At 61.8% G+C, this 21,112-nt stretch carries 21 protein-coding genes; 15 read left to right on the forward strand and 6 right to left on the reverse strand.

Features of this window, described 5'->3' with window-relative positions; all coding sequences use genetic code 11:
* Positions 1-36 precede the first annotated feature (36 nt).
* From U1A24_RS08795 to recN, 7 genes are all read left to right on the forward strand, one after another.
* Positions 37-957 (forward strand): D-alanine--D-alanine ligase, encoded by a 921-nt coding sequence (locus U1A24_RS08795; protein WP_322321632.1) that lies wholly within the window; start codon positions 37-39, stop codon positions 955-957.
* A complete protein-coding gene (locus tag U1A24_RS08800) occupies positions 945-1,865 on the forward strand; it encodes a cell division protein FtsQ/DivIB (protein ID WP_322321608.1) in 921 nt (306 codons plus the stop codon). Before U1A24_RS08795 ends, U1A24_RS08800 begins: the two co-directional genes overlap by 13 nt.
* A complete protein-coding gene (gene ftsA / locus U1A24_RS08805) occupies positions 1,862-3,196 on the forward strand; it encodes a cell division protein FtsA (protein ID WP_322321609.1) in 1,335 nt (444 codons plus the stop codon). Before U1A24_RS08800 ends, ftsA begins: the two co-directional genes overlap by 4 nt.
* Before the next feature lie 213 nt (positions 3,197-3,409).
* Entirely contained in the window at positions 3,410-5,035 is a 1,626-nt protein-coding gene (ftsZ, locus tag U1A24_RS08810; protein WP_322321610.1) for a cell division protein FtsZ, read from the forward strand.
* Between the two features lie 200 nt (positions 5,036-5,235).
* Positions 5,236-6,153: a UDP-3-O-acyl-N-acetylglucosamine deacetylase gene (gene lpxC / locus U1A24_RS08815; protein ID WP_322321611.1), complete on the forward strand. Its 918-nt coding sequence runs from the start codon at positions 5,236-5,238 to the stop codon at positions 6,151-6,153.
* Positions 6,154-6,278: 125 nt separating this feature from the next.
* Complete coding sequence (locus U1A24_RS08820; RefSeq protein ID WP_322321612.1) at positions 6,279-7,133, forward strand: outer membrane protein assembly factor BamD; 855 nt, start codon at positions 6,279-6,281, stop codon at positions 7,131-7,133.
* Between the two features lie 84 nt (positions 7,134-7,217).
* Positions 7,218-8,855 (forward strand): DNA repair protein RecN, encoded by a 1,638-nt coding sequence (gene recN, locus U1A24_RS08825; RefSeq protein WP_322321613.1) that lies wholly within the window; start codon positions 7,218-7,220, stop codon positions 8,853-8,855.
* Positions 8,856-8,867: 12 nt separating this feature from the next.
* Here the strand turns inward: recN and U1A24_RS08830 are convergent, their stop codons facing one another.
* The 4 genes from U1A24_RS08830 to U1A24_RS08845 form a co-directional block, all read right to left on the reverse strand.
* Entirely contained in the window at positions 8,868-9,248 is a 381-nt protein-coding gene (locus tag U1A24_RS08830) for an SgcJ/EcaC family oxidoreductase (protein ID WP_322321614.1), read from the reverse strand.
* A 150-nt stretch (positions 9,249-9,398) separates the two neighbouring features.
* The gene (locus U1A24_RS08835) at positions 9,399-10,040 is read right to left on the reverse strand and encodes a DUF1638 domain-containing protein (RefSeq protein WP_416173477.1); all 642 of its coding nucleotides are present in this window, start codon (positions 10,038-10,040) and stop codon (positions 9,399-9,401) included.
* Positions 10,031-10,186, reverse strand: a complete 156-nt coding sequence (locus tag U1A24_RS08840) for a hypothetical protein (protein ID WP_322321615.1) — start codon at positions 10,184-10,186, stop codon at positions 10,031-10,033. The genes U1A24_RS08835 and U1A24_RS08840 overlap by 10 nt, the downstream gene beginning before the upstream one ends.
* Before the next feature lie 132 nt (positions 10,187-10,318).
* Positions 10,319-11,014: a B12-binding domain-containing protein gene (locus U1A24_RS08845; protein WP_322321616.1), complete on the reverse strand. Its 696-nt coding sequence runs from the start codon at positions 11,012-11,014 to the stop codon at positions 10,319-10,321.
* Between the two features lie 152 nt (positions 11,015-11,166).
* Here U1A24_RS08845 and U1A24_RS08850 point away from each other — a divergent pair, with 152 nt between their 5' ends.
* On the forward strand, positions 11,167-12,252 hold the full coding sequence (locus U1A24_RS08850) for a PA0069 family radical SAM protein (protein WP_322321617.1): 1,086 nt from the start codon (positions 11,167-11,169) through the stop codon (positions 12,250-12,252).
* A 93-nt stretch (positions 12,253-12,345) separates the two neighbouring features.
* On the opposite strand, the gene bmt is transcribed toward U1A24_RS08850, so the two are convergent.
* The gene (gene bmt / locus U1A24_RS08855; protein WP_322321618.1) at positions 12,346-13,377 is read right to left on the reverse strand and encodes a betaine--homocysteine S-methyltransferase; all 1,032 of its coding nucleotides are present in this window, start codon (positions 13,375-13,377) and stop codon (positions 12,346-12,348) included.
* A 174-nt stretch (positions 13,378-13,551) separates the two neighbouring features.
* Positions 13,552-13,866 carry a DUF1476 domain-containing protein gene (locus U1A24_RS08860; protein WP_322321619.1) on the reverse strand — a complete coding sequence of 105 codons (315 nt, stop codon included), beginning with the start codon at positions 13,864-13,866 and terminating at the stop codon, positions 13,552-13,554.
* A 240-nt stretch (positions 13,867-14,106) separates the two neighbouring features.
* Here U1A24_RS08860 and U1A24_RS08865 point away from each other — a divergent pair, with 240 nt between their 5' ends.
* From U1A24_RS08865 to U1A24_RS08895, 7 genes are all read left to right on the forward strand, one after another.
* Entirely contained in the window at positions 14,107-14,871 is a 765-nt protein-coding gene (locus U1A24_RS08865; RefSeq protein ID WP_322321620.1) for a phosphoribosylaminoimidazolesuccinocarboxamide synthase, read from the forward strand.
* Positions 14,871-15,272, forward strand: a complete 402-nt coding sequence (locus tag U1A24_RS08870) for a ribonuclease E inhibitor RraB (protein ID WP_322321621.1) — start codon at positions 14,871-14,873, stop codon at positions 15,270-15,272. The genes U1A24_RS08865 and U1A24_RS08870 overlap by 1 nt, the downstream gene beginning before the upstream one ends.
* Before the next feature lie 87 nt (positions 15,273-15,359).
* Positions 15,360-15,599: a phosphoribosylformylglycinamidine synthase subunit PurS gene (gene purS, locus U1A24_RS08875; protein WP_322321622.1), complete on the forward strand. Its 240-nt coding sequence runs from the start codon at positions 15,360-15,362 to the stop codon at positions 15,597-15,599.
* 133 nt (positions 15,600-15,732) lie between these two features.
* The gene (locus U1A24_RS08880) at positions 15,733-16,770 is read left to right on the forward strand and encodes a zinc-dependent alcohol dehydrogenase family protein (protein ID WP_322321623.1); all 1,038 of its coding nucleotides are present in this window, start codon (positions 15,733-15,735) and stop codon (positions 16,768-16,770) included.
* Positions 16,771-16,902: 132 nt separating this feature from the next.
* A complete protein-coding gene (gene purQ / locus U1A24_RS08885) occupies positions 16,903-17,571 on the forward strand; it encodes a phosphoribosylformylglycinamidine synthase subunit PurQ (protein ID WP_322321624.1) in 669 nt (222 codons plus the stop codon).
* A 46-nt stretch (positions 17,572-17,617) separates the two neighbouring features.
* Positions 17,618-19,381: an ATP-binding protein gene (locus tag U1A24_RS08890; RefSeq protein WP_322321625.1), complete on the forward strand. Its 1,764-nt coding sequence runs from the start codon at positions 17,618-17,620 to the stop codon at positions 19,379-19,381.
* 7 nt (positions 19,382-19,388) lie between these two features.
* Positions 19,389-20,717, forward strand: a complete 1,329-nt coding sequence (locus tag U1A24_RS08895) for a sigma-54 dependent transcriptional regulator (protein WP_322321626.1) — start codon at positions 19,389-19,391, stop codon at positions 20,715-20,717.
* Positions 20,718-21,112 lie beyond the last annotated feature (395 nt).

The raw sequence follows: 21,112 nt of genomic DNA on the forward strand, positions 1-21,112 counted from the left end.
TATCATGGACCGAAAAAGGTCTGGATGAGGCAGTACATGGCGGGCGGCTTATCAAAAGCGGCTTCCAAAGTGGCGGTGTTGATGGGTGGGCCTTCCGCAGAGCGGGAAGTCTCACTGGTCTCTGGGCGTGAATGCGCGGCGGCACTTCGGGAAGCGGGATATCAGGTGGTTGAGGTCGATTGCGGCCCCGATCTGCCTGCGCGGTTGGCCGAAATCAAACCTAATGTCTGCTTCAACGCGCTGCATGGCCGTTGGGGCGAAGATGGCTGTGTTCAGGGCCTGCTCGAATGGCTGAAAATTCCGTATACGCATTCCGGGGTGCTGGCCTCGGCTTTGGCGATGGACAAGGCGCGCGCGAAAGAAGTCTTTGCGGCGGCTGGTCTGCCGATTGTGCAATCGGTTCTGGCCAAGCGGGAAGATGTCAGTCTGGGCCATATCCTGCCGCCGCCCTATGTGGTGAAGCCGAACAACGAAGGCTCGTCGGTGGGCGTCTACATCGTCCGCGAGGGCTCCAATGCGCCGCGTCTGGCCGAAACCATGCCCGAGCGGGTGATGGTGGAAACCTATGCGCCGGGGCGCGAGATGACGTGTGCTGTGATGGGGGATCGGGCGCTGTGCGTCACCGATATCATCACCGATGGCTGGTATGACTTCGATGCGAAATACAAAACCGGCGGCTCGCGCCATGTCGTGCCTGCCGATCTGCCCGCAGAAATCACCGCCGCTTGCCTTGATTACGCGCTGCGCGCGCATCAGGCCCTGGGCTGTCGGGGTGTCAGCCGCACTGATTTCCGCTGGGACGACACGCGCGGCTTGGATGGTTTGATCCTGCTGGAAACCAACACCCAGCCGGGGATGACGCCAACCTCTTTGGCACCTGAACAGGCCGGTCACTTCGGCATCTCTTTCCCCGAGTTCTGCGCCTGGATGGTGGAGGACGCCTCATGCAATCGCTAGGCCGCGCCCGTGCCACCCAAACCCGTCCGCTTCCCGCCAATGGGGTGCGCCGCGATCCGGCACCGACGCGCTGGCAATACCGGATGCAGCGGCTGTGGCTGACGCCGGTGTTTCGCGTGGTCTGCCGTTTGGGTCTGCCGTTGACGGTGGTGGCGCTGATTGCAACCGGGGTGCTTTACAGCGAGGCCCGCCGGGCCGCGATTGTGCAAAGCTTTGTCGATCTGCGCACCAAGTTTGAACAGCGGCCCGAGTTTCGGGTGGGCCTGTTGTCGGTTGAGGGCGCGTCGCGCGATCTGACCGATGCGGTGCGCGCCAAGCTGGCGTTGAAGCTGCCGCAATCCTCGTTTGATCTGGACATGGATGCGTTGCGCGCCCGTGCCGAGGCTTTGGATGCGGTTGCGTCGGCAGAGCTGCGCGTCCGCTCGGGCGGGGTGCTGCAAGTGATTTTGACCGAGCGTGTGCCGGTCGTGGTGTGGCGTGGCACGGCGGGCTTGCAACTGCTTGACGCCACCGGGCACCGTGTTGCGGGCCTGAGTGCCCGCGCCGACCGGGCCGATTTGCCGCTGGTGGCAGGGGTGGGCGCGGATCAGGCGATGCCCGAAGCTTTGGCGATTTTCGACACCGCGCGCCCGATCAGCGACCGCGTGCGCGGGCTGGTGCGGGTGGGAGAACGCCGCTGGGATCTGGTGCTGGACCGCAATCAGCGCGTGATGCTGCCCTCGACCGGTGCGGTCGCGGCGGTTGAACGTCTGTTGGCGCTCAACTCAGCCGAAAAGCTGCTGGAACGCGACATTCTATCGATAGACCTAAGAAATCAAGACCGCCCGGCGATCCGGCTGGCTCCGTTCGCAATGAACGAAGTCCGCCGCGCGCAAGGGCTGGCACCGACGACGGAGAGCGGATTATGACAGACCTTTACCAATCCCAACGGGCAATGCGCAACATGCGGCGGGCTGCAATGCAGCGCGGTGTGGTGGCCATTCTGGATGTCGGCACCTCAAAAATCGCCTGTCTGGTGCTGCGGTTTGACGGGTTCGAGCCGGATCGCGACGCCGATGGTGTCGGCCCGATGGCTGGGCAATCGTCGTTCCGGGTGATCGGCGCTGCCACCACACGTTCGCGCGGGGTGCGGTTTGGCGAAATCGCGGTGATGAATGAAACCGAGCGCGCGATCCGCACCGCGGTGCAGGCTGCGCAGAAGATGGCGAATGTGCGGGTTGACCACGTGATCGCCTGCTTCTCGGGCGCAGAGCCGCGCAGCTACGGCTTGGCGGGCGAATGGGAATTGCAGGATTCCGTGGTGACCGAGCAAGACGTGGCCCGCGTGCTGGCCTCTTGCGATGTGCCGGATTTCGGCGACGGCCGCGAAGTGTTGCACGCCCAGCCGGTGAACTTTGCGCTGGATCATCGCTCGGGTCTGGGTGATCCGCGCGGCCAGATCGGCAACCGTCTGGCGTGTGATCTGCACATGCTGTCGGTGGATGCATCCGTGGTGCAGAACCTGCTCTATTGCATCAAGCGCTGCGATCTGGAATTGGCTGGGATTGCCTCATCGGCCTATGTGTCGGGGATTTCCTCGCTGGTCGAAGACGAGCAAGAACTGGGCGCTGCCTGCGTTGATATGGGTGGCGGTGCGACCGGTATCTCGATCTTCATGAAAAAGCACATGATCTACGCCGATAGCGTGCGGATGGGCGGCGATCATGTCACCTCGGATATCTCCAAAGGTCTGCAAGTGCCGCTGGTGGTGGCCGAGCGCATCAAGACCAAGCATGGCGGCGTGCATGCGACGGGCATGGATGACCGCGAGATGATCGAGATGGGCGGCGATTCGGGCGATTGGGAGAAAGACCGTCGCCAGATCTCGCGCACCGAGTTGATCGGCATCATGCGTCCGCGTGTGGAAGAGATCCTTGAGGAAGTCCGCGCGCGTCTGGATGCCGCAGGGTTTGACAGCCTGCCCAGCCAGCAGATCGTGCTGACGGGGGGCGCAAGCCAGATCCCGGGCCTCGATGGTTTGGCCAGCCGCATTCTTGGTCAGCGCGTTCGCATGGGCCGCCCGTTGCGGGTTCAGGGCCTGCCGCAAGCGGCGACCGGGGCGGCGTTTTCCAGCGCTGTGGGCCTGTGTTTGTTCGCAGCGCACCCGCAAGACGAGTGGTGGGATTTCGACATTCCGACCGAGCGCTACCCCGCACGCTCGCTGAAACGCGCCTTCCGGTGGTTCAAGGACAACTGGTGATCCGCTAAATCGGGTAACATTGGCGAAATACCGCTAATATCAGCATCACTGGCCCCATATTTTGTGGGGCCAGTGTGTTTTTTGCGTGACCTTCGGGCTATCTGTGGATAGAATCGAGGATAATTCGGCGAACTCTGCTTCGGGACAAGCAGGGAACAGACCGAAACGGCAAACCGGCGGCGGCAGCCCGCGTATAAGAACAGGCGGATAAAAATGGCATTGAACCTGATCATGACCTCGGCACGCGAAGAGTTGAAGCCGCGTATCACGGTGTTCGGCGTGGGCGGGGCAGGCGGCAACGCCGTCAACAACATGATCGACAAGAACCTTGAAGGGGTCGAGTTCGTTGTTGCCAACACCGACGCGCAGGCGTTGCAGCAATCGCGCGCCACCGCGAAGATCCAGATGGGTCTGAAGGTGACCGAAGGTCTGGGCGCGGGTGCGCGTCCGACCGTGGGTGCTGCTGCGGCTGAAGAAACCATCGAAGAAATCGTCGATCATTTGGCGGGCGCACATATGTGCTTCATCACCGCGGGCATGGGCGGCGGCACCGGAACCGGGGCGGCCCCGATCATCGCGCAAGCCGCGCGCGAATTGGGCGTGCTGACCGTCGGCGTTGTCACCAAGCCGTTCCAGTTTGAAGGCAACAAGCGGATGAAGCAGGCCGAAGACGGCATCACCGCGCTGCAAAAAGTTGTCGACACGCTGATCATCATTCCGAACCAGAACCTGTTCCGTCTGGCCAACGAGCGCACCACCTTCACCGACGCTTTCGCGATGGCAGATGATGTGCTGTATCAGGGCGTCAAGGGTGTCACCGATCTGATGGTGCGCCCCGGCCTGATCAACCTCGATTTCGCCGACGTCCGCGCGGTGATGGATGAGATGGGCAAGGCAATGATGGGCACCGGCGAAGCCACCGGCGACAACCGCGCTGTGGAAGCCGCCGAGAAAGCCATCGCCAACCCGCTGCTGGATGAAATCAGCCTGCACGGTGCCAAAGGTGTCCTGATCAACATCACCGGCGGCTATGATCTGACGCTGTTTGAACTCGACGAAGCCGCCAACATCATCCGCGAAAAGGTCGATCCTGACGCGAATATCATCGTGGGCTCCACTCTGGATACCTCGATGGAAGGCACGCTGCGGGTTTCCGTGGTCGCCACGGGCATCGACGTTGGCCAAAACCGCGCCGAAATTCCGGCGACCCGCCGCTCGATGGCGGAACCGCTGAAGCCCGCCGCCCCGGCACCCGAGCCGAAAGCGGCGGCACCTGCTCCGGTGCAGCAGCCGGTTGCGGCGCAGCAGTATCAGGCTCCGGCACAGGATCTGTTCCAGGCCCAGCCCAGCTTTCACGACCATGCCGAAGACATGATGGAAGACGAAATGCCCGCCCCGGCCTACCGCCCGGCGCAGCCAGCCCCCGTGCAACAGCCGCGCGCGCAAGCTCCGGCACCCTTGTCGCTGGACGCTGATGCGGGCAGCTTTGTCGCCCCGCGTCCGCGCGCCGCTGGCACGCCCTCGCCCGAGGCTTTGGCCCGTCTGCAAGCCGCCGTGTCGAAATCGCCGTCGCAAGCCGGTGCTGCGCGTCAGCCCACGCAACAGCCGCAGCAGCGCATGGCGGCCCCGGCACCCGCGCCGAAACCTGCCGAGCGTGCCCGTTTTGGCATCGGCAGCCTGATCAACCGCATGGCGGGTGGGGCGGCAGACCATGCGCCTGAACGTCCGCAAGCAAGCCGCCAACAGCCCCCCGTCACCGCTTATGATGACGAGCAGGAATTGTCGGCAGATCAAGAGCGGATCGAGATTCCGGCCTTCCTGCGCCGCCAGGCGAACTGAGTCGATCAACGACTGCCATTGACGCATAGGTAACAGGCCCGGAAACATCCGGGCCTTTTCCATTTAATATCAATGCCTTATACCATTAAATTCCTGTTACACTCCGTTACAAACTGTGAGTTGAGATAACAGCCCCGCGCACTTAGATCATTGATGCGGCCATAGGTCTGGCCAGATGATGAACGTCTCGGAGAGTTCCGTTGCAAAATACGCTGAAAACCACGGCTGTCTTTACCGGCTTCGGCTTGCACTCGGGTGCTGCCGTTACGATGAAGGTGCATCCTGCGGCAGCGGATCACGGCATCTGGTTCCTGCGCTCGGATGTCACAGGGGATGCTCTGATCCCGGCGCGTTGGGATGCGGTTGTGCCGTCGAAACTGTGCACGCTGGTGGCCAATGCCGCAGGCGCAAGCGTATCAACCATCGAACATGTGATGGCAGCGCTTGCAGGCTCGGCGATCAGCAATGCGCTGATCGAGATTGATGGGCCGGAAGTACCGATCCTTGACGGCTCGGCTGCGCCCTTCGTTGAAGGTTTCCTGAACGCGGGCATCGTCGGGCAGGCGGCTCCGGTGGTTGCGATCCGTATTCTGCGCAGGGTTGAAGTGCGCGACGGCGAAGCTTTCGCGCGGCTGGAACCCTCGGATATGCTTGAAATCGATTTCAAGATTGATTTCGAGGATGCCGCGATTGGCCAACAATCAAAAGTGTTGAACATGTCGAACGGCGCGTTCGTGCGCGAGTTGTCCGACAGCCGCACCTTCTGCCGCAACGCCGATGTGATCGCCATGCAGGAACGTGGGCTGGCCTTGGGTGGCACGCTGGAGAATGCCGTGGTGTTTGACGGCGCGAAAGTGTTGTCGCCGGGTGGCTTGCGCCATTCGGATGAACCGGTGCGTCACAAGATGCTGGACGCCCTGGGCGATCTGGCTTTGGCAGGCGCGCCGATCCTTGGCCGCTACACCGGCGAGCGTGCGGGCCATGCGATGACCAACCGTTTGCTGCGCGCACTTTTTGCGACTCCGGGCGCTTGGATAGAGCAAGATTGTGAAGGCCTTGCGGGCGGAAAGCTGCCCGGCGTGGGTATTCATCGGGGTGATCTGCCTCTGCGCAGCTAAAACCATTCCCGAAAGCGCGAAAGCCGTTTTGCGCCTTGGATTTTTCTGTGCTACGAGGGGCGAAAGCGCGGTGAACGCGGACCCGTTTTAGGGGCCTTCGGCGCGGCAAATGAGGTAGGCGGAAGATGGCAGGCGGACAGTCAGGCAAAGCTCTGCGGATGCTGGGTATGGTGGTGCTTGTGGCCGGTTTGGCTGCGTGTTCACAGAAAAAGCAAAATGATACCGAAACGTTAGAGAATCTGACGGCCGAGCAGATATACAAGCGCGGTGAACTTGCGCTGGAAAATCGCAGGGGCAAAAATGAAGATGCCTTGGCCGATTTCCAGGCGGTCGAACAGCTTTATCCCTATTCGGAATGGGCGAAGCGCGCGCTGATCATGCAAGCGTTCACTCTGCACAAGAACAAGAAATACGAAGAAGCCCGCATCGCGGCGCAGCGTTATCTCGATTTCTACCCCGGCGATGAAGACGCGGCCTATGCCTCGTATCTGTTGGCTTTGTCCTATTACGATCAGATCGACGAGGTTGGCCGCGATCAGGGCCTGACCTATCAGGCGCTGCAAGCCCTGCGTGTGGTGATCGAGCAATATCCCGACAGCGAATATGCACGGTCCGCGACGTTGAAGTTTGACCTCGCCTTCGACCATCTGGCCTCGAAAGACATGGAAATCGGGCGCTACTACCTCAAGCGCGGCAACTATGCGGCGGCGATCAACCGCTTCCGCGCGGTGGTGCAGGATTTCCAGACCACCACCCATACCGCCGAAGCGCTGCACCGGCTGGTTGAGGCCTATCTTGCGCTGGGGCTGACTGATGATGCACAGACCGCGGCCGCGATTCTGGGCTTCAACTATCAATCCTCGCCGTTCTATCAAGACAGCTTCAATCTGTTGAAAAAGCAGGGTCTGGCCCCCGAGGCCAAGGGCACCGGCTGGCTGTCGCAAGTCTATCGCCAGATGATCAAGGGCGAATGGTTGTGAAGACTCTGCGCTGTGGCGCAGGGGTCCGATCGGTCTGCAAAGCCCGATCGGTCTGCAAAGACTGCGTCGGCAAAGGATGCGGCAATGCTGCGCAGCCTTGATATCCGCGATGTGCTGATCATTGATCGGCTGACCTTGGAATTTGCGCCGGGTCTGAACGTGCTGACCGGGGAAACCGGGGCGGGCAAGTCGATCTTGCTGGATGCTTTGGGCTTTGTGCTGGGGTGGCGGGGCAGGGCTGAACTGGTGCGTGCAGGTGCCGCCCAAGGCGAGGTGGTGGCCGAGTTTGATCTTCCCCCTGGACACGCTGCCCGCGCGGTGCTGCTTGAGGCAGGCTTTGACGACCCGGATGAGCTGATCCTGCGCCGCGTCAATACCGCCGATGGCCGCAAAACCGCTTTCGTGAATGATCGCCGCGTCTCGGGTGAGGTGCTGCGCGATCTGTCCGACACTCTGGTCGAGTTGCACGGCCAGCACGACGACCGTGGTCTCTTGAATCCACGCGGCCACCGCAATCTGCTCGACAGTTTCGCCGGGCTGGATCTGACGGTGGTGCGGGGGACTTGGCGCGCACAGGCGCAGGCGCGTGAGGCGCTGGCCACCGCGCAAGCGGCTTTGGCGCGGGCGCAGGTTGAAGAAGACTTCCTGCGTCATGCCGTGGCCGAGTTGGACAAGCTGAACCCCGAACCCGGCGAAGAGGCCAGTCTTGATATCCGCCGCCGCGCCATGCAGGGGGCCGAGCGTATTCGCACCGACGTGCAGCGCGCGCATTCGGCGCTGAGCGAGGGCGCAGAGAATGCCATCAGCGACGCCCTGCGCTGGCTGGAAGCGGCTGCTGACAAGGCCGAGGTGCGGCTTGATACCGCGCTTGCCGCTTTGGGCCGGGCGCTGGTGGAGCTGGGCGACGCGCAGGACGGTATCGAAGCCTGTCTGCGTGGCCTTGATTTCCGCCCCGGCGATCTGGAGATGCTGGAAGAACGCCTGTTCGCCATCCGTGCTTTGGCGCGCAAACATGGTGTGCTGGCCGATGATCTGGGCAATTTCGCCGAAACCGCCCGCGCCAAGCTTTCAGCGATTGACGGCGGGGCCGCAGGTCTTGCCCGTTTGGAAAAGGCCGTGGCCGAGGCCGAACTCGCCTATCAGCGCGAGGCGATGGTTCTCAGCAAAGCCCGCAAAACCGCCGCCACCCGGCTGGATAAGGCGATGGCCGCCGAACTGGCGCCCCTGAAGATGGAACGCGCGGTGTTCACCACCGAGGTTTCGTCGGGCGATCCGGGGCCAGACGGCGTCGACGCGGTGCAATTCACCGTGGCCACCAACCCCGGTGCGCCAGCGGGCGCGTTGAACAAGATCGCCTCGGGCGGCGAGCTGTCGCGCTTCCTTTTGGCGCTGAAGGTGTGCCTCACCGCCAACACCCCCGGCCTGACGATGATCTTCGACGAAATTGATCGCGGCGTGGGCGGTGCTACGGCAGATGCCGTAGGCCGCCGCCTGAAAGCGCTGGCCAGCACGGCGCAGGTCTTGGTCGTCACCCACAGCCCGCAGGTCGCGGCGTTTGGCGGTCAGCATTGGCGGGTGGAGAAGCGCGTCACCAAGGGGCAAACCCTGTCCACTGTGGTGGCTCTGGGCGATGAGGCCCGGATCGAGGAAATCGCCCGTATGCTGGCCGGTGACCGCGTCACCGAAGCCGCGCGTGAGGCGGCACGCGCGTTGCTGGCCTAAGTTTGGGCAGGCTCAGGGCAGGGCGGTAAAGCTGAGGCTCAGCGCCAGCCAGTCTTCGGCACCGATCTCCAGCACCGCCACCAGCATTGCGCCAAAGCGCGGCAGATCGGCCCCGCTTTGATCCAGCGCCCCGGAAACGGTGTAGCGCTGGCGCAACAAGGCGTGATGTGGCCCCAACACCCGGATCTGCGCCTTGCCGGTGACCAGACGCGCGCGGGCAAAGATCCCCGCCGCTTCTGCCGCAAAGGCGCTTTCGATTTCCTCTGGCGATTCCGCCCACAGCCCGGTCAGGCTTTGCAACGTGCCATCGGGGGTGATCAGTGCGGCCAGGCCAGCGGCATCTTGTGCGGTAAACGCCTGCGCAAAGCGGCGCGGAAAATCCTCAAGACTCATGCCAACACCCGGATCGGGCCGAACGGATGTGCAGGCGGGGCGAAAGCGATCTGTGTCATGCGGGCACATTATCGCCTGCGGCAAGGCTTGCCAATCGACACCCCAGCGCAAAGCGGGAATTGGCACGCGCCCTATAGGCTTTCGGCGGATTTATGTCGCTGCCGCCTGCGCCATCACCACCGCCAAATCACCATAGCCGGTAAAACGGCGCTCATAGGCCAGACCCAGACGGCGGGCACACTCCTCTGCCTTGGCATCCAGCGCCGGGTCGTTGATCTGGGCCTGATAGACCAGCTTGGTGTAATTGCCGAAATACATGTCGCGCAGCTGCGGGTGTTTGTCCAAACCCATCGGCCGCCAGACAAAGGCATCAAACTGCCGCACCAGAAAATCGGTCAGATAAAACGCGGTGAATTCGTCCGGGTGCGCGGCAAACACCGCGTTGCCCTCAAAAAACGAATAGCAATGCGGGCCTTCGATCATCTCAACGCCCAAGGTGCGGCAGCGCTCTGCCAGCAGCCCGCCGGTGCCGCAATCGGCATAGAGCACGAAGATGCTGTTATACGCGGCTTGATGCGCCAGAACCGCCTTCTCGACGGCCTCGGTGATGCGGTCAGGATAAAGATGCAGATTGGCGGGCAGGCATTGCAGATCCAGATGATTCCACTGGTTCGCCCGTTTCAGCGCCAACACCTCATGCGCCAGCGCGCCACAGGCGATCAGCAGAACCCGGCCCTGATGTGTCGGGGCCAGACCCTCAACAGTCAGAATATCGTCGCTGATCAATGCCATCGCAGGGTGCGCACGAACAGCGCAAGGCATAATGCCAGCAGACCCAGCCAGACAAATGACAGGCCCGCCACCTGAACCACGGCGATAGAGGCTCCGGCGGCAAGGATCACCCCAAAAATCAGGGCGAGAAAGGTTGGGAGCGGCATGGCATCCTCCTTATGAGGCGGTCTGGCTTTCCCTTGCAGCAGAGAAAACGCCAACCGCTTATCCTTTCAAGGTGGCAATTAAAAAGCCCCGGGGCAATACCCCGAGGCTATAGAACCGACGCTTGCGCCGAATTAAGCGTTCAACAGGTTGTGCTTGCGCAAAACCAAAGCCTTGGCGGTTTCCACAGCCACGGCTGCGTCCCGGCAATAAGCATCAGCGCCAATCGCCTTGCCGAATTCTTCGTTCAACGGCGCGCCGCCGACCAGAACGATGTAATCCTCGCGCATGCCCTTTTCTTTCATCGTGTCGATCACGACTTTCATATAGGGCATCGTGGTGGTCAGCAGCGCTGACATGCCAAGAATATCGGGTTTCTCGGATTCCAACGCTTCAAGGTATTTCTCGACCGAGTTGTTGATGCCAAGGTCGCGCACTTCAAAGCCAGCGCCTTCCATCATCATGCCGACAAGGTTCTTGCCGATGTCATGGATGTCACCCTTGACGGTGCCGATCACCATCTTGCCCATGCGCGGTGCGCCCGTAGCAATCAGCAGCGGCTTCAGGATGAACATGCCACCCTTCATCGCATTGGCGGCCAGCAGCACTTCTGGCACGAACAGGATGCCATCACGGAAGTCAGCACCCACGATGGTCATGCCAGCGACCAGCGCTTTGGTCAGCACGTCGTAAGGGGCCCAGCCGCGTTCGATCAGGATGTTGACGCCATCCTCGATCTCTTCCTTCAAGCCGTCGTAAAGGTCGTCATGCATTTGCAGGACAAGTTCGTCATCGGAAAGATCAGCGAGGATGATTTCGTCGTCGGCCATCTGGGAACTCCTTGGGCGGTTGTCAGTGTGATGAGGCCAAAGCCCGCGCGACACTTTGCGAATAGCGACATGCGCCAACAGAAAGCCGACTTTGTCGGGCAGGACAAGCAGAAATCGCTTGGGATTGTTCGCTCTTTGTTCTAAATGGGGGCATGGACAAGCCAGACAGCACAATCATGCCCGGCGTGCGCCCGCGCGGGCGCGGCGCATTGGGCAACGCGGTGGGGCGGTTTGAGGGTGCCGCGCGGCTGGCGTTTGAAGATGGTTGGGAGCCGCCAGAAGAACGGGTTTTGCGCACCGAGGTCCGGCTGGAAGTGCCGCGCTCGGCGATCAGCTATAACACTTCGCCCGACTTGCCGTTTGACCGCTCGATCAACCCTTACAGGGGCTGCGAGCATGGCTGCATCTATTGCTTCGCGCGGCCCAGCCATGCCTTCCTGAACCTCTCGCCGGGTCTGGATTTTGAAACCAAACTGATCGCACGTCCGGGCATCGGCGCGGTGCTGGAGAAGGAGTTGCGGGCGAAATCCTACAAGGTCGCGGTGATGTCTTTGGGCACCAATACCGACCCCTATCAACCGATCGAGACCGAATACGGCGTGATGCGCGAAGTGCTAGAGGTGCTGCGCGCCTTCAAGCACCCACTGGCGATCACCACCAAAGGCACGCTGATCGAACGCGACATTGATCTGCTGGCCGAGATGGCGGCGCAGGGCCTGTGCCGGGTGGGGATTTCCGTGACCACGCTGGACGCTGACCTCTCGCGCAAGATGGAACCCCGCGCCGCAGCCCCCAAGCGCCGCTTGCTGACCATCACGCGGCTCGCGCAGGCTGGCATTCCCGTGCGGGCAATGGTCTCGCCAATGATCCCCGGCCTGACCGATCACGAGCTGGAACCGATCCTGCAAGCTTGCCGCGATGCCGGGGCGATGGCGGCGAGCTATATCTCACTGCGCCTGCCGCGTGAGGTGTCGCAACTGTTTCAGGATTGGCTGGCCGAACATGTCCCCGACCGCGCCGCCAAAGTGATGGCGCGGGTGCGCGAATTGCACGGCGGCATGGATTACGACCCGGCCTTCGGCAAACGCATGCGTGGCGAGGGGCCGTGGGCGGATCTGATGGCGCGGCGGTTTCGCGTGGCGGTGGATCGCTTGGGGCTGGCGGTGAAACTGCCGCCGATCCGCTGCGATCTGTTCATGCCCCCGGCGCGGGCCGGTGATCAGCTGAAGCTGTTCTGACCGCCATCCCCCCGCAGAGCCGATTTCCGACCCGGAAATCGTGCCGGAATTTCTCAAATTCCGGGGCGCTTGCCCCAAGCGCCCCGCGTCAGATCAGCCGCGCCGATTGCGCCGCTCGCGCTTGGGATCGTTCGAAGTATCGCCGGTGCCATCCGAGGCCGACGAAAACGCCCCCAGCTTGGCGGTGATCTCTTCTGGCGACGGCAGCGGACCCTTCGGCGTGGTCTCCAACGCCTTCCGCATCGCCGCCAGATGCTCCGGCATGGTGCCACAGCAGCCGCCGATGATCCGTACCCCGGCATTGCGCGCCAGCACCGCATATTCGCCCATCAGCTCCGGCGTGCCATCGTAATGGATATGGCCGTCGTGATATTTCGGAATCCCGGCATTGCCCTTGGCAATCAACGGCCGCGCCGTGCCTGTCGCCGCAAACCCCAGCACGGTGCGCATCAGATCCGACGCCCCCACACCACAATTCGCCCCGAACGCAATCGGCGGGTTCGCCAGCTTTTCCACCATCTCGGCCATTGCCGCCGACGTGGTGCCCATCATCGTGCGCCCGGCGGTATCGAAACTCATCGTGCCACACCACGGCATGCCGGCCAGAGCCGCGGCCTCTGCCGCCGCCGCATATTCCTCGGGGGCGGAAATCGTCTCCACCCACAGCACATCCGCGCCGCCTTCTTTCAGCCCCTCGGCCTGCTCGTGGAACATCTCCACCGCAGCGGCGTGGGTCAGCGTGCCCATCGGCTCAAAAATCTCGCCCGTTGGTCCAACCGAGCCTGCAACCACCACCACACGCCCCGAGGCATCGGCAATCTCACGGCCCAAGGCAGCGCCCACCCGGTTCAACTCGCGCACACGACCCTGCGCGCCATGCAGCTTCAAGCGGCTGGCGTTGCCGCCAAAGGTATTGGTCAGGAAAATATCCGAGCCCGCATTCACCGCATTGCGATACAAAGTGCGGATATTGTCGGGCTTGTCGGTGTTCCAGAACTCCGGCGGCTCCCCCGAGGACAGACCCATATTGAACAGATTGGTGCCCGTGGCCCCATCGGCCATCAGCCAATCCCGGCTGGCAAGCAGTTTCGAAAGCGCGTCTTGGGCCATGACATCCTCGTCCATTCACAACAGAAACGTGTGTTTCACTTTAATCGTGTGTTTGCCACGCAGGGCAGGGCGAGGCAAATCTATAATCCTCATAACACTATGCACTGCGGCGCATGTTCGCCAATACAAAGGGCCGCGCCAGTGATGGCAGCGGCCCGGTTCCGGCGCAGCGATTGCGACGGGTTTGGCTTAGAACTCGTTCATCAATTGCTCTTTGGCCACCGGCAGCAGTTCGGCCATCTTGGCGCGCACCGCGTCGGGGCTGGACAGGCTGCCCAGATCACCGGCAACTTTGCGCACCACATCTTCGATCCCGGCCTCTTCGAAATCGGCGCTGACCACGGCCATTGCATATTCCGCAGCGTCATCACCGGTTTTGCCCAACAGGGCCGCAGCCCAAAGCCCGGTCAGCTTGTTGCGCCGCGCTTCGGCGCGGAACTGCATATCGGCATCATGGGCGTATTTGGATTCGAAAGCATTTTCGCGATCATCGAACGTGGTCATGGCTGGCCCTTTGGGTCATGGAAAGTTACTCTCCATATGCCCATCCCGCGCCCGCCGTTCAAGACAAAAAGCCATGCGCCTCACTGCGGCTTTTGGTCTTGCCGGATCATGACCGGATCATCGCAGCGCTGCGATCACAGCGCCCAAGCCTTGCCCCCACCTGCCGCTTGGCATATAGGCTCGGAAAAAGGGCAGGGGTGGCGTTGGCCGCCCCCGTGTCCCTATGGCATCGGAGCATTCATGGCGCGCAGGAAGAAGGTTTACGAGGGCAAGGCGAAGATCCTGTATGAAGGACCGGAACCGGGCACTCTGATCCAGTATTTCAAGGACGATAGCGCACCCACCGCAGCCGAGGCTACCCCGGCGGCGGTCGAAGGCAAGGGCGTGCTGAACAACCGTCTGTCAGAGTTTTTCATGTCGGGGCTGAATGCCATCGGCGTGCCCACCCATTTCATCCGCCGGGTGAACATGCGCGAGCAGCTGGTGCGGATGGCCGAGATCATCCCGCTGGAAGTCGTGGTGCGCAACTTCGCCGCTGGTGAGATTTCTGAACGCCTCGGCATCCCCGAAGGCACGCCGCTGCCGCGCCCGATTGTGGAATACTACCTGAAAGACGACCGCCTTTCGCTGCCGATGGTCGCCGAAGAACATATCGTCGCCTTTGGCTGGGCCACCCAGCAGGATCTGGATGACGTGATCGCCTTGGCTTTGCGGGTGAATGACTTCATGTCCGGCGTGATGCTGGGCGTCGGCATCCGTCTGGCCGATTTCCGCATCGAGGTTGGCCGGATCTGGGAAGGCGACTACATGCGCCTGATCGTGGCGGACGAAATCAGCCCCGACAGCTGCCGCTTGTGGGATCTGCGCGGTCTGGTGGATCGTGGCGATGGCCAACCGATCCCCGAGCCGGGGCCTCTAGCGGATGTCTACACCGAACTCGCGCGGCGCTTGGGCGTATTGCCTTCGAACGTCACGCATACGGTGAAGCCGACATTGATCAACTGATGAACGTGCTTCGACGCCTTTTGATTGCTGTGGGGCTGGGTAAGCTGGTGGCTCCCGCGCGTGCGGAAGGCTGGGTTGGCACGAAAGTTGCCAATGACCAAGTGCGAGATCAGCTTTTGAAGCTCGGCGACGATGGCACGGCAATACGCAACGTGCGGCATTTCTTCTATCGTGGAAGCGCAGACGGAGCGGCTTCTGTTGTCGATGTCACTGGCTACTTGGCACAACTTGAGTTGGCGATTTCGGACACTGAAGTTGCAGAGGGCCTCATCGCAGAGCATACGTCCGAGGTAGCTTCGGCATCATTCGATGCGCTGACATTGCGCTTTGTCAACGATACGCTGGGGATGGGTTGGCAGTATGATGGATGGGAATGTGCTGTCGTGCACCCAGCCGCTTGAATTTCAGGCCTGTTCGTTGCGAGCCGCACTTGCCGTCAAAACCAGAGCAGGCTAAGGGAACCACACCTCACAAACCCGGAGATTGCTATGAAAGCGCGCGTCACAGTCATGTTGAAATCTGGCGTTCTGGATGTGCAGGGCGAGGCTGTGCGCCACGCGCTTGGCACGCTGGGCTTTGCCGGGGTGAATGGCGTGCGGCAGGGCAAGGTGATCGAGCTGGATCTGGCCGAGACTGATAAAGCGGCGGCAGAGGCTGCGGTGAAGACCATGTGCGACAAGTTGCTGGCCAACACGGTGATTGAAAGCTACCGCGTCGAGTTGATCTGATCCTTCGCTTGCGCGGCGAGTGTTAATTTTTGATAAACGCTCACCCCGTAACCTGTTGAAAACACTTGGGCCGCAGACGTGTCCACGCGTGGACACGTCTGCGGCCCGCCATTTCGCAATAAGGGGCTTTTCCATGCGCGCCGCAGTCATCCGCGACTATAACGCCGATCTTTCCTTGGAAACCGTCCCTGATCCGGTCTGCGAGGCTGACGGCGTGGTTCTCAAAGTGCTCGCCTGCGGCATCTGTCGGTCAGACTGGCACGGCTGGGTCGGCGAGCATCCAAAAGTCAAACCCGGCGCCATCCCCGGCCACGAATACTGCGGCGAGGTGGTCGCCTCCGGCCCGCTTTCCAAATGGAAAATCGGTGACCGCGTGATCGCCCCCTTCATCCTGTCCTGCGGTGCCTGCCCGGAATGCCAGTCCGGCCAGACCACGATCTGCAAGAACCAGCGCGTTCCCGGCTTCGGCGAACCCGGCGCCTACGCCGAATATGTCTCCGCCCCCCACGCCCACAACCTCGCCCGCCTGCCCGACAGCCTGACCCCCGCCTTGGCCGCAGGTCTGGGCTGCCGCGTGACCACAGCCTGGCACGCCCTGACCGGTCGCGCTGCCGTTCAAGCTGGCGAGTGGCTGGCCGTGCACGGAACCGGCGGGATTGGCCTGTCGGTGCTTTTGATCGGCAAAGCCCTCGGCGCGCGGGTGATCGTGGTCGATGTGGTGCCGGAACGGCTGGCCCACGCGCTGTCTTTGGGGGCGGAAGCCGCGATTGATGCCCGCGCAGGCGATGCGGCGGCACAGATCGTTGAGCTGACCCAAGGCGGCGCGCATGTCAGCGTCGAGGCTTTGGGGATCGAGGTCACCACCAACGGCTCGATTGAATGCCTGCGGCCCTTGGGGCGGCATGTGCAGGTCGGGCTGCCGGTGGGCCATACCGCGCGGATGCAGATCAACATGAACGCGGTTTATATGAAGCAGTTGGCGCTGTATGGCACACGCGGCATGCCAAGCTGGCGCTATCCGTCGCTGCTGTCGATGATCGAGCTGGGCCGGATCGACGTGCGCCCGATTGTGGCGCGCGAGGTTGCCTTGTCTCAGGCCAGTGCCGAGCTCAGGATGTTCAACGCGCCGATGCCGCCCGGTGTGGCGGTGATCACCGACCTTGCCCACTAGGCGATTTTCGCGCGAAAATCGTGCACGGAACTCGCGCGAATTCCGAGCTGTGCTGGCAAGGGGATTTTTGGCTGGAAGCACCGCGCGGATTGCGCTATGCGCGGGCCATCCCAATTTCTCGGAGAGCTGCCCATGAAAGCCGCCGTCGTCACCTTTCCCGGCTCCAACTGCGACCGTGATCTTGCCGTCGCGTTTGAGCGCGCAGGCTTTGAGGTGTCGCGGGTCTGGCACAAGGATACCAGCTTGCCAGCGGGCACCGATGTGGTTGGGGTTCCAGGGGGGTTTTCCTTTGGCGACTACCTGCGCTGCGGCGCGATAGCGGCGCAGTCGCCGATTGCGGCGGCCATTCGCAACCATGCCGCGCGGGGCGGCTATGTGCTGGGGATTTGCAACGGCTTTCAGGTGCTGACCGAGATGCAGCTATTGCCCGGTGCCTTGATGCGCAATGCGGGCCTCAAATTCATCTGCAAGACCATTGGCTTGCAAGTGGCCACCACCGATAGCGCCTTCACCAGCGCCTATGCCAAGGGCAAACAGATCGCGGTGCCGGTCGCGCATCACGACGGCAATTACACCATTGATGCCGAAGGTCTGGCCGCTTTGCACGGCGAGGATCGCATCGCGTTCACCTATGCCCAAAACCCCAATGGCGCCACCGCAGACATCGCGGGCGTGTTGTCGTCGAACCGCCGCGTGCTGGGGATGATGCCGCATCCCGAACGAGTGGTCGATGCCAATGCCGGTGGCACCGATGGGGCTGCGCTGTTTGCCAGCCTGATGGGCGGGATGGCGCTGGCCTGAGGGGGATTGGCTTGAGGCCCCGCTTGGGCAAGCCTAAACTCGCTTGATGCAAAGCCGCAGCCGATCCAAACGTCTTTCTGATACAGCCCCAGGGAAATCCTGGCGCATTCGGCTGGCTGCTACCCTATTGATATTGCTGGCAGTCGGTGTGGTGTTGATCACCAACCGCTGGCTGTCCGAGCGCTTCACCGAAACCACCCGCAACCGGGCCGAGCTGCGCCTTGCGCTGTATTCCGGCAATATGCTGTCAGAAGTGCAACGCACGGCTGTCGTGCCGTTGCTGCTGGCCGATGATCCGGCGATCCGGGATTCGCTGAAGAAGAACTCGTTTGCGCGCACCTCTTTGCGTCTGATTGAGGTGCAAAAGGAAATTGGTGTCGCCTCGATCCTGTTGCTGGACAAGGATGGCTGGACGGTGGGGGCGACCAATCGCAACCTGCTGGGCACAGCGCACCGCAACGACAGTTACTTCGTCGATGCCAAGCGCACCAAGGAAACCGTGTTCTCGGTAACGCCACAGGCTGGCGGCGCATTTGATTTCACCTATTCGCGGGTGATCGAAGCGGATGGTCAAGTGCAGGGTGTCATCGTTGTGGCGGTCGACATGATGAAGCACGAGCGTGCCTGGGCAGGTTTGCAGGATGCCGTGCTGGTGACCAATTCCGAAGCCAGAGTGATCCTGGCGACCGAGCCTTCGTGGCGCAGCAAGCCGCTGAATGAGGCGCTGACCCCGAAAGACAACCCCTCGGCGCTGGACCGCGCCTTGAAGGGAGCCGCCGATTGGGCGCAGAACCCGCCCGATGCCTATGTGTCGGGTGAAGCGGTGTTGCGCACGGAAGCGCGCGTGCCGTTTCAGGGCTGGAAGATGGTGACCTTCACCGCTTACGATTCGGTGCGCGAGCGGGTGAATGGTGTGATTGCCCTGGAAATCATGGGCTTTGCGATCCTGACCGCTTTGACCTTCTATATGTTGTCGCGGCGGGCTTGGTCACAAAGCGTGTCGTTCCAGCGCGAATCGGCAGAGTTGCGTCTGCTGAACGCGCGGCTGTCGCGTGAGATTGCTGAACGCGAAAAGGTGCAGAAAACGCTGGAAGTGGCCGAACTGACCCTGGCGCAATCCTCAAAGCTCGCGGCTTTGGGCGAGATGTCGGCGGCAGTCAGCCATGAGTTGAACCAACCCCTTGCCGCGATGAAGACCTATCTGGCAGGCGCGCGGCTGCTGTTGCAGCGCAAGCGCCCGGATGAGGCCCTGTCCAGTTTCCAGCGGATTGACGATCTGATCGACCGGATGGGCGCAATTACCCGGCAGTTGAAATCCTACGCGCGCAAGGGTGGCGAGGCCTTTGAGCCGGTTGATCTGCGCGCCTGTATCTCGTCGGCTTTGGCGATGATGGAACCGCAGTTGAAACAACGCGTTGTCAAAATATCCCGCACTGTGCCGCGTCAGCCGGTGATGGTGATGGCGGATCGCTTGCGACTGGAACAGGTTATCATCAACTTATTGCGAAATGCGCTGGATGCCACCAAAGACACGCTCGATCCGCAGATCGACCTCTTGTTGACTGTGGGCGAAAGCGCCACCTTGGCTGTGCGTGACAACGGTATTGGCATTGGCGATATCGGCTCGATCTTTGAGCCGTTCTATACAACGAAAAAGCCGGGCGAGGGCGTGGGCCTTGGTCTGGCAATCTCTTCGGGCATTGTCACCGATTTGGGTGGCCGCTTGACGGCGCATAACGCCGAAAGTGGCGGCGCGGTGTTCGAAGTGCAACTGCCCTTGTTGGGCAAAGAAGCAAAAGCAGCGGAATGAGGACGGCATGGCACGGGCAATGAAAGTGGCGATTGTAGATGACGAGGCGGATATGCGCGCGTCAATCAGCCAGTGGCTGGCCCTCTCTGGGTTTGATACGGAAACCTATGCCAGCGCTGAAGAGGCGTTAAAGGCTTTGGGGCCGGAATGGCCGGGAGTGGTGGTGTCTGACATCAAGATGCCAGGCATGGATGGCATGGCGTTCTTGAAGCGACTGATGGGGATGGATTCCGGCCTGCCGGTGATCCTGATCACTGGCCACGGCGATGTGCCGATGGCGGTTGAGGCGATGCGGGTCGGGGCGTATGATTTTCTGGAAAAGCCGTTCAACCCGGATCGGATGACCGAGCTTGCCAAGCGCGCAACGATGGCGCGGCGGCTTACGTTGGACAACCGGGCTTTGCGCAAGGAGTTGTCGGATGGCTCCATCCTGATGAAGAAGCTGGTCGGTGCCAGCCCCGCGATGGAGCGGCTGCGCGAGGACATTCTCGATCTGGGTCAAGCCGATAGCCATGTGCTGATTGATGGCGAAACCGGAACGGGGAAAACTTTGGTCGCGCATGCTTTGCATGCCGTCGGGCCGCGTGGATCGAAGAAATTCGTCACGGTGTCTTGTGCCGCGTGGAGCGAGGATCAACTGGCGGCCAAGCTGTTCGGGCCTTCGGAGGATGGCAATCTGCCCTTGGTCGAAGAAGCGCGGGGCGGCACGTTGTGCCTTGAGGATATCGAGGCGCTGAGCCATGCGCTGCAATCGCGACTGCTGACGCTGATCAACGAGCAAGGCATGCCGCCGGAAACCCGCATCATCGCGATTTGCAATGAACATGCGCCGGACAAGACGCTGGAAGACGTGCTGCGCTCGGATCTGTTCTACCGTTTGGGGGCGATGACAATCATTTGCCCGCCGTTGCGGGCGCGCGGCGAGGACATTCTGACGCTGTTCACCCGGTCTTCGGAACAGTTTGCCGAGGAATATGGCTGTGATGCGCCACAGGTGACGGCACAAGAGGCCGCCCAACTGCTGCAAGCACCGTGGCCGGGCAATGTGCGGCAACTGGTCAATATCGCCGAACGCGCGGTGTTGCAGAACCGGCGCGGTTCGGGCTCGATTGCCAGCCTGCTGATGGCGGATAACGAGGCTTCTGGGCCTGCGCTGACCACCGAAGGCAAGCCGCTGAAGGATTATGTTGAAGCGTTTGAGCGGATGCTGATCGACAACACGATGCGGCGGCACAAGGGCAGCATCACCGGTGTGATGGACGAATTGTGCCTGCCGCGCCGGACGTTGAACGAGAAGATGGCGAAGTATGGCCTGCAACGGCAGGATTACGTTTGAGCGGTTGGGTGGGGGTGAAACCCCACCCTGCGCGGCACACCCGACGCAAATCACCCATTGTCATCGCCGCCCGTTTCCCGTTAGGGTCATAATCAAGCGATTTCTATCGCCAAAGAAGTCTCGGCCACAGCAATCTGGCGCGCTTTGTGCGCCGAAAACCGGGGTGGTCGGATCGGCCGCAAGGCCGGATTATTGCTCGCAAGTGACTGATAACACAGGATCAAACCGGGCTTTTTAAGGTGGGCCGCGCAAGCAGCCCAAACGTGAACCGCGATGATGTGCGCGACATTGGCAATTCAAGGCGAGGGGTGCCCACCGGGCACGGCCCGCCTATTTGCGTTGCGCGCAGCCGCCCGAACAAGCCGCCTCTTTGTGTCAAACACCCGCTTTGGTCC

This window comes from Cypionkella sp., from assembly GCF_034376685.1.
Classification (GTDB): Bacteria; Pseudomonadota; Alphaproteobacteria; order Rhodobacterales; family Rhodobacteraceae; genus Cypionkella.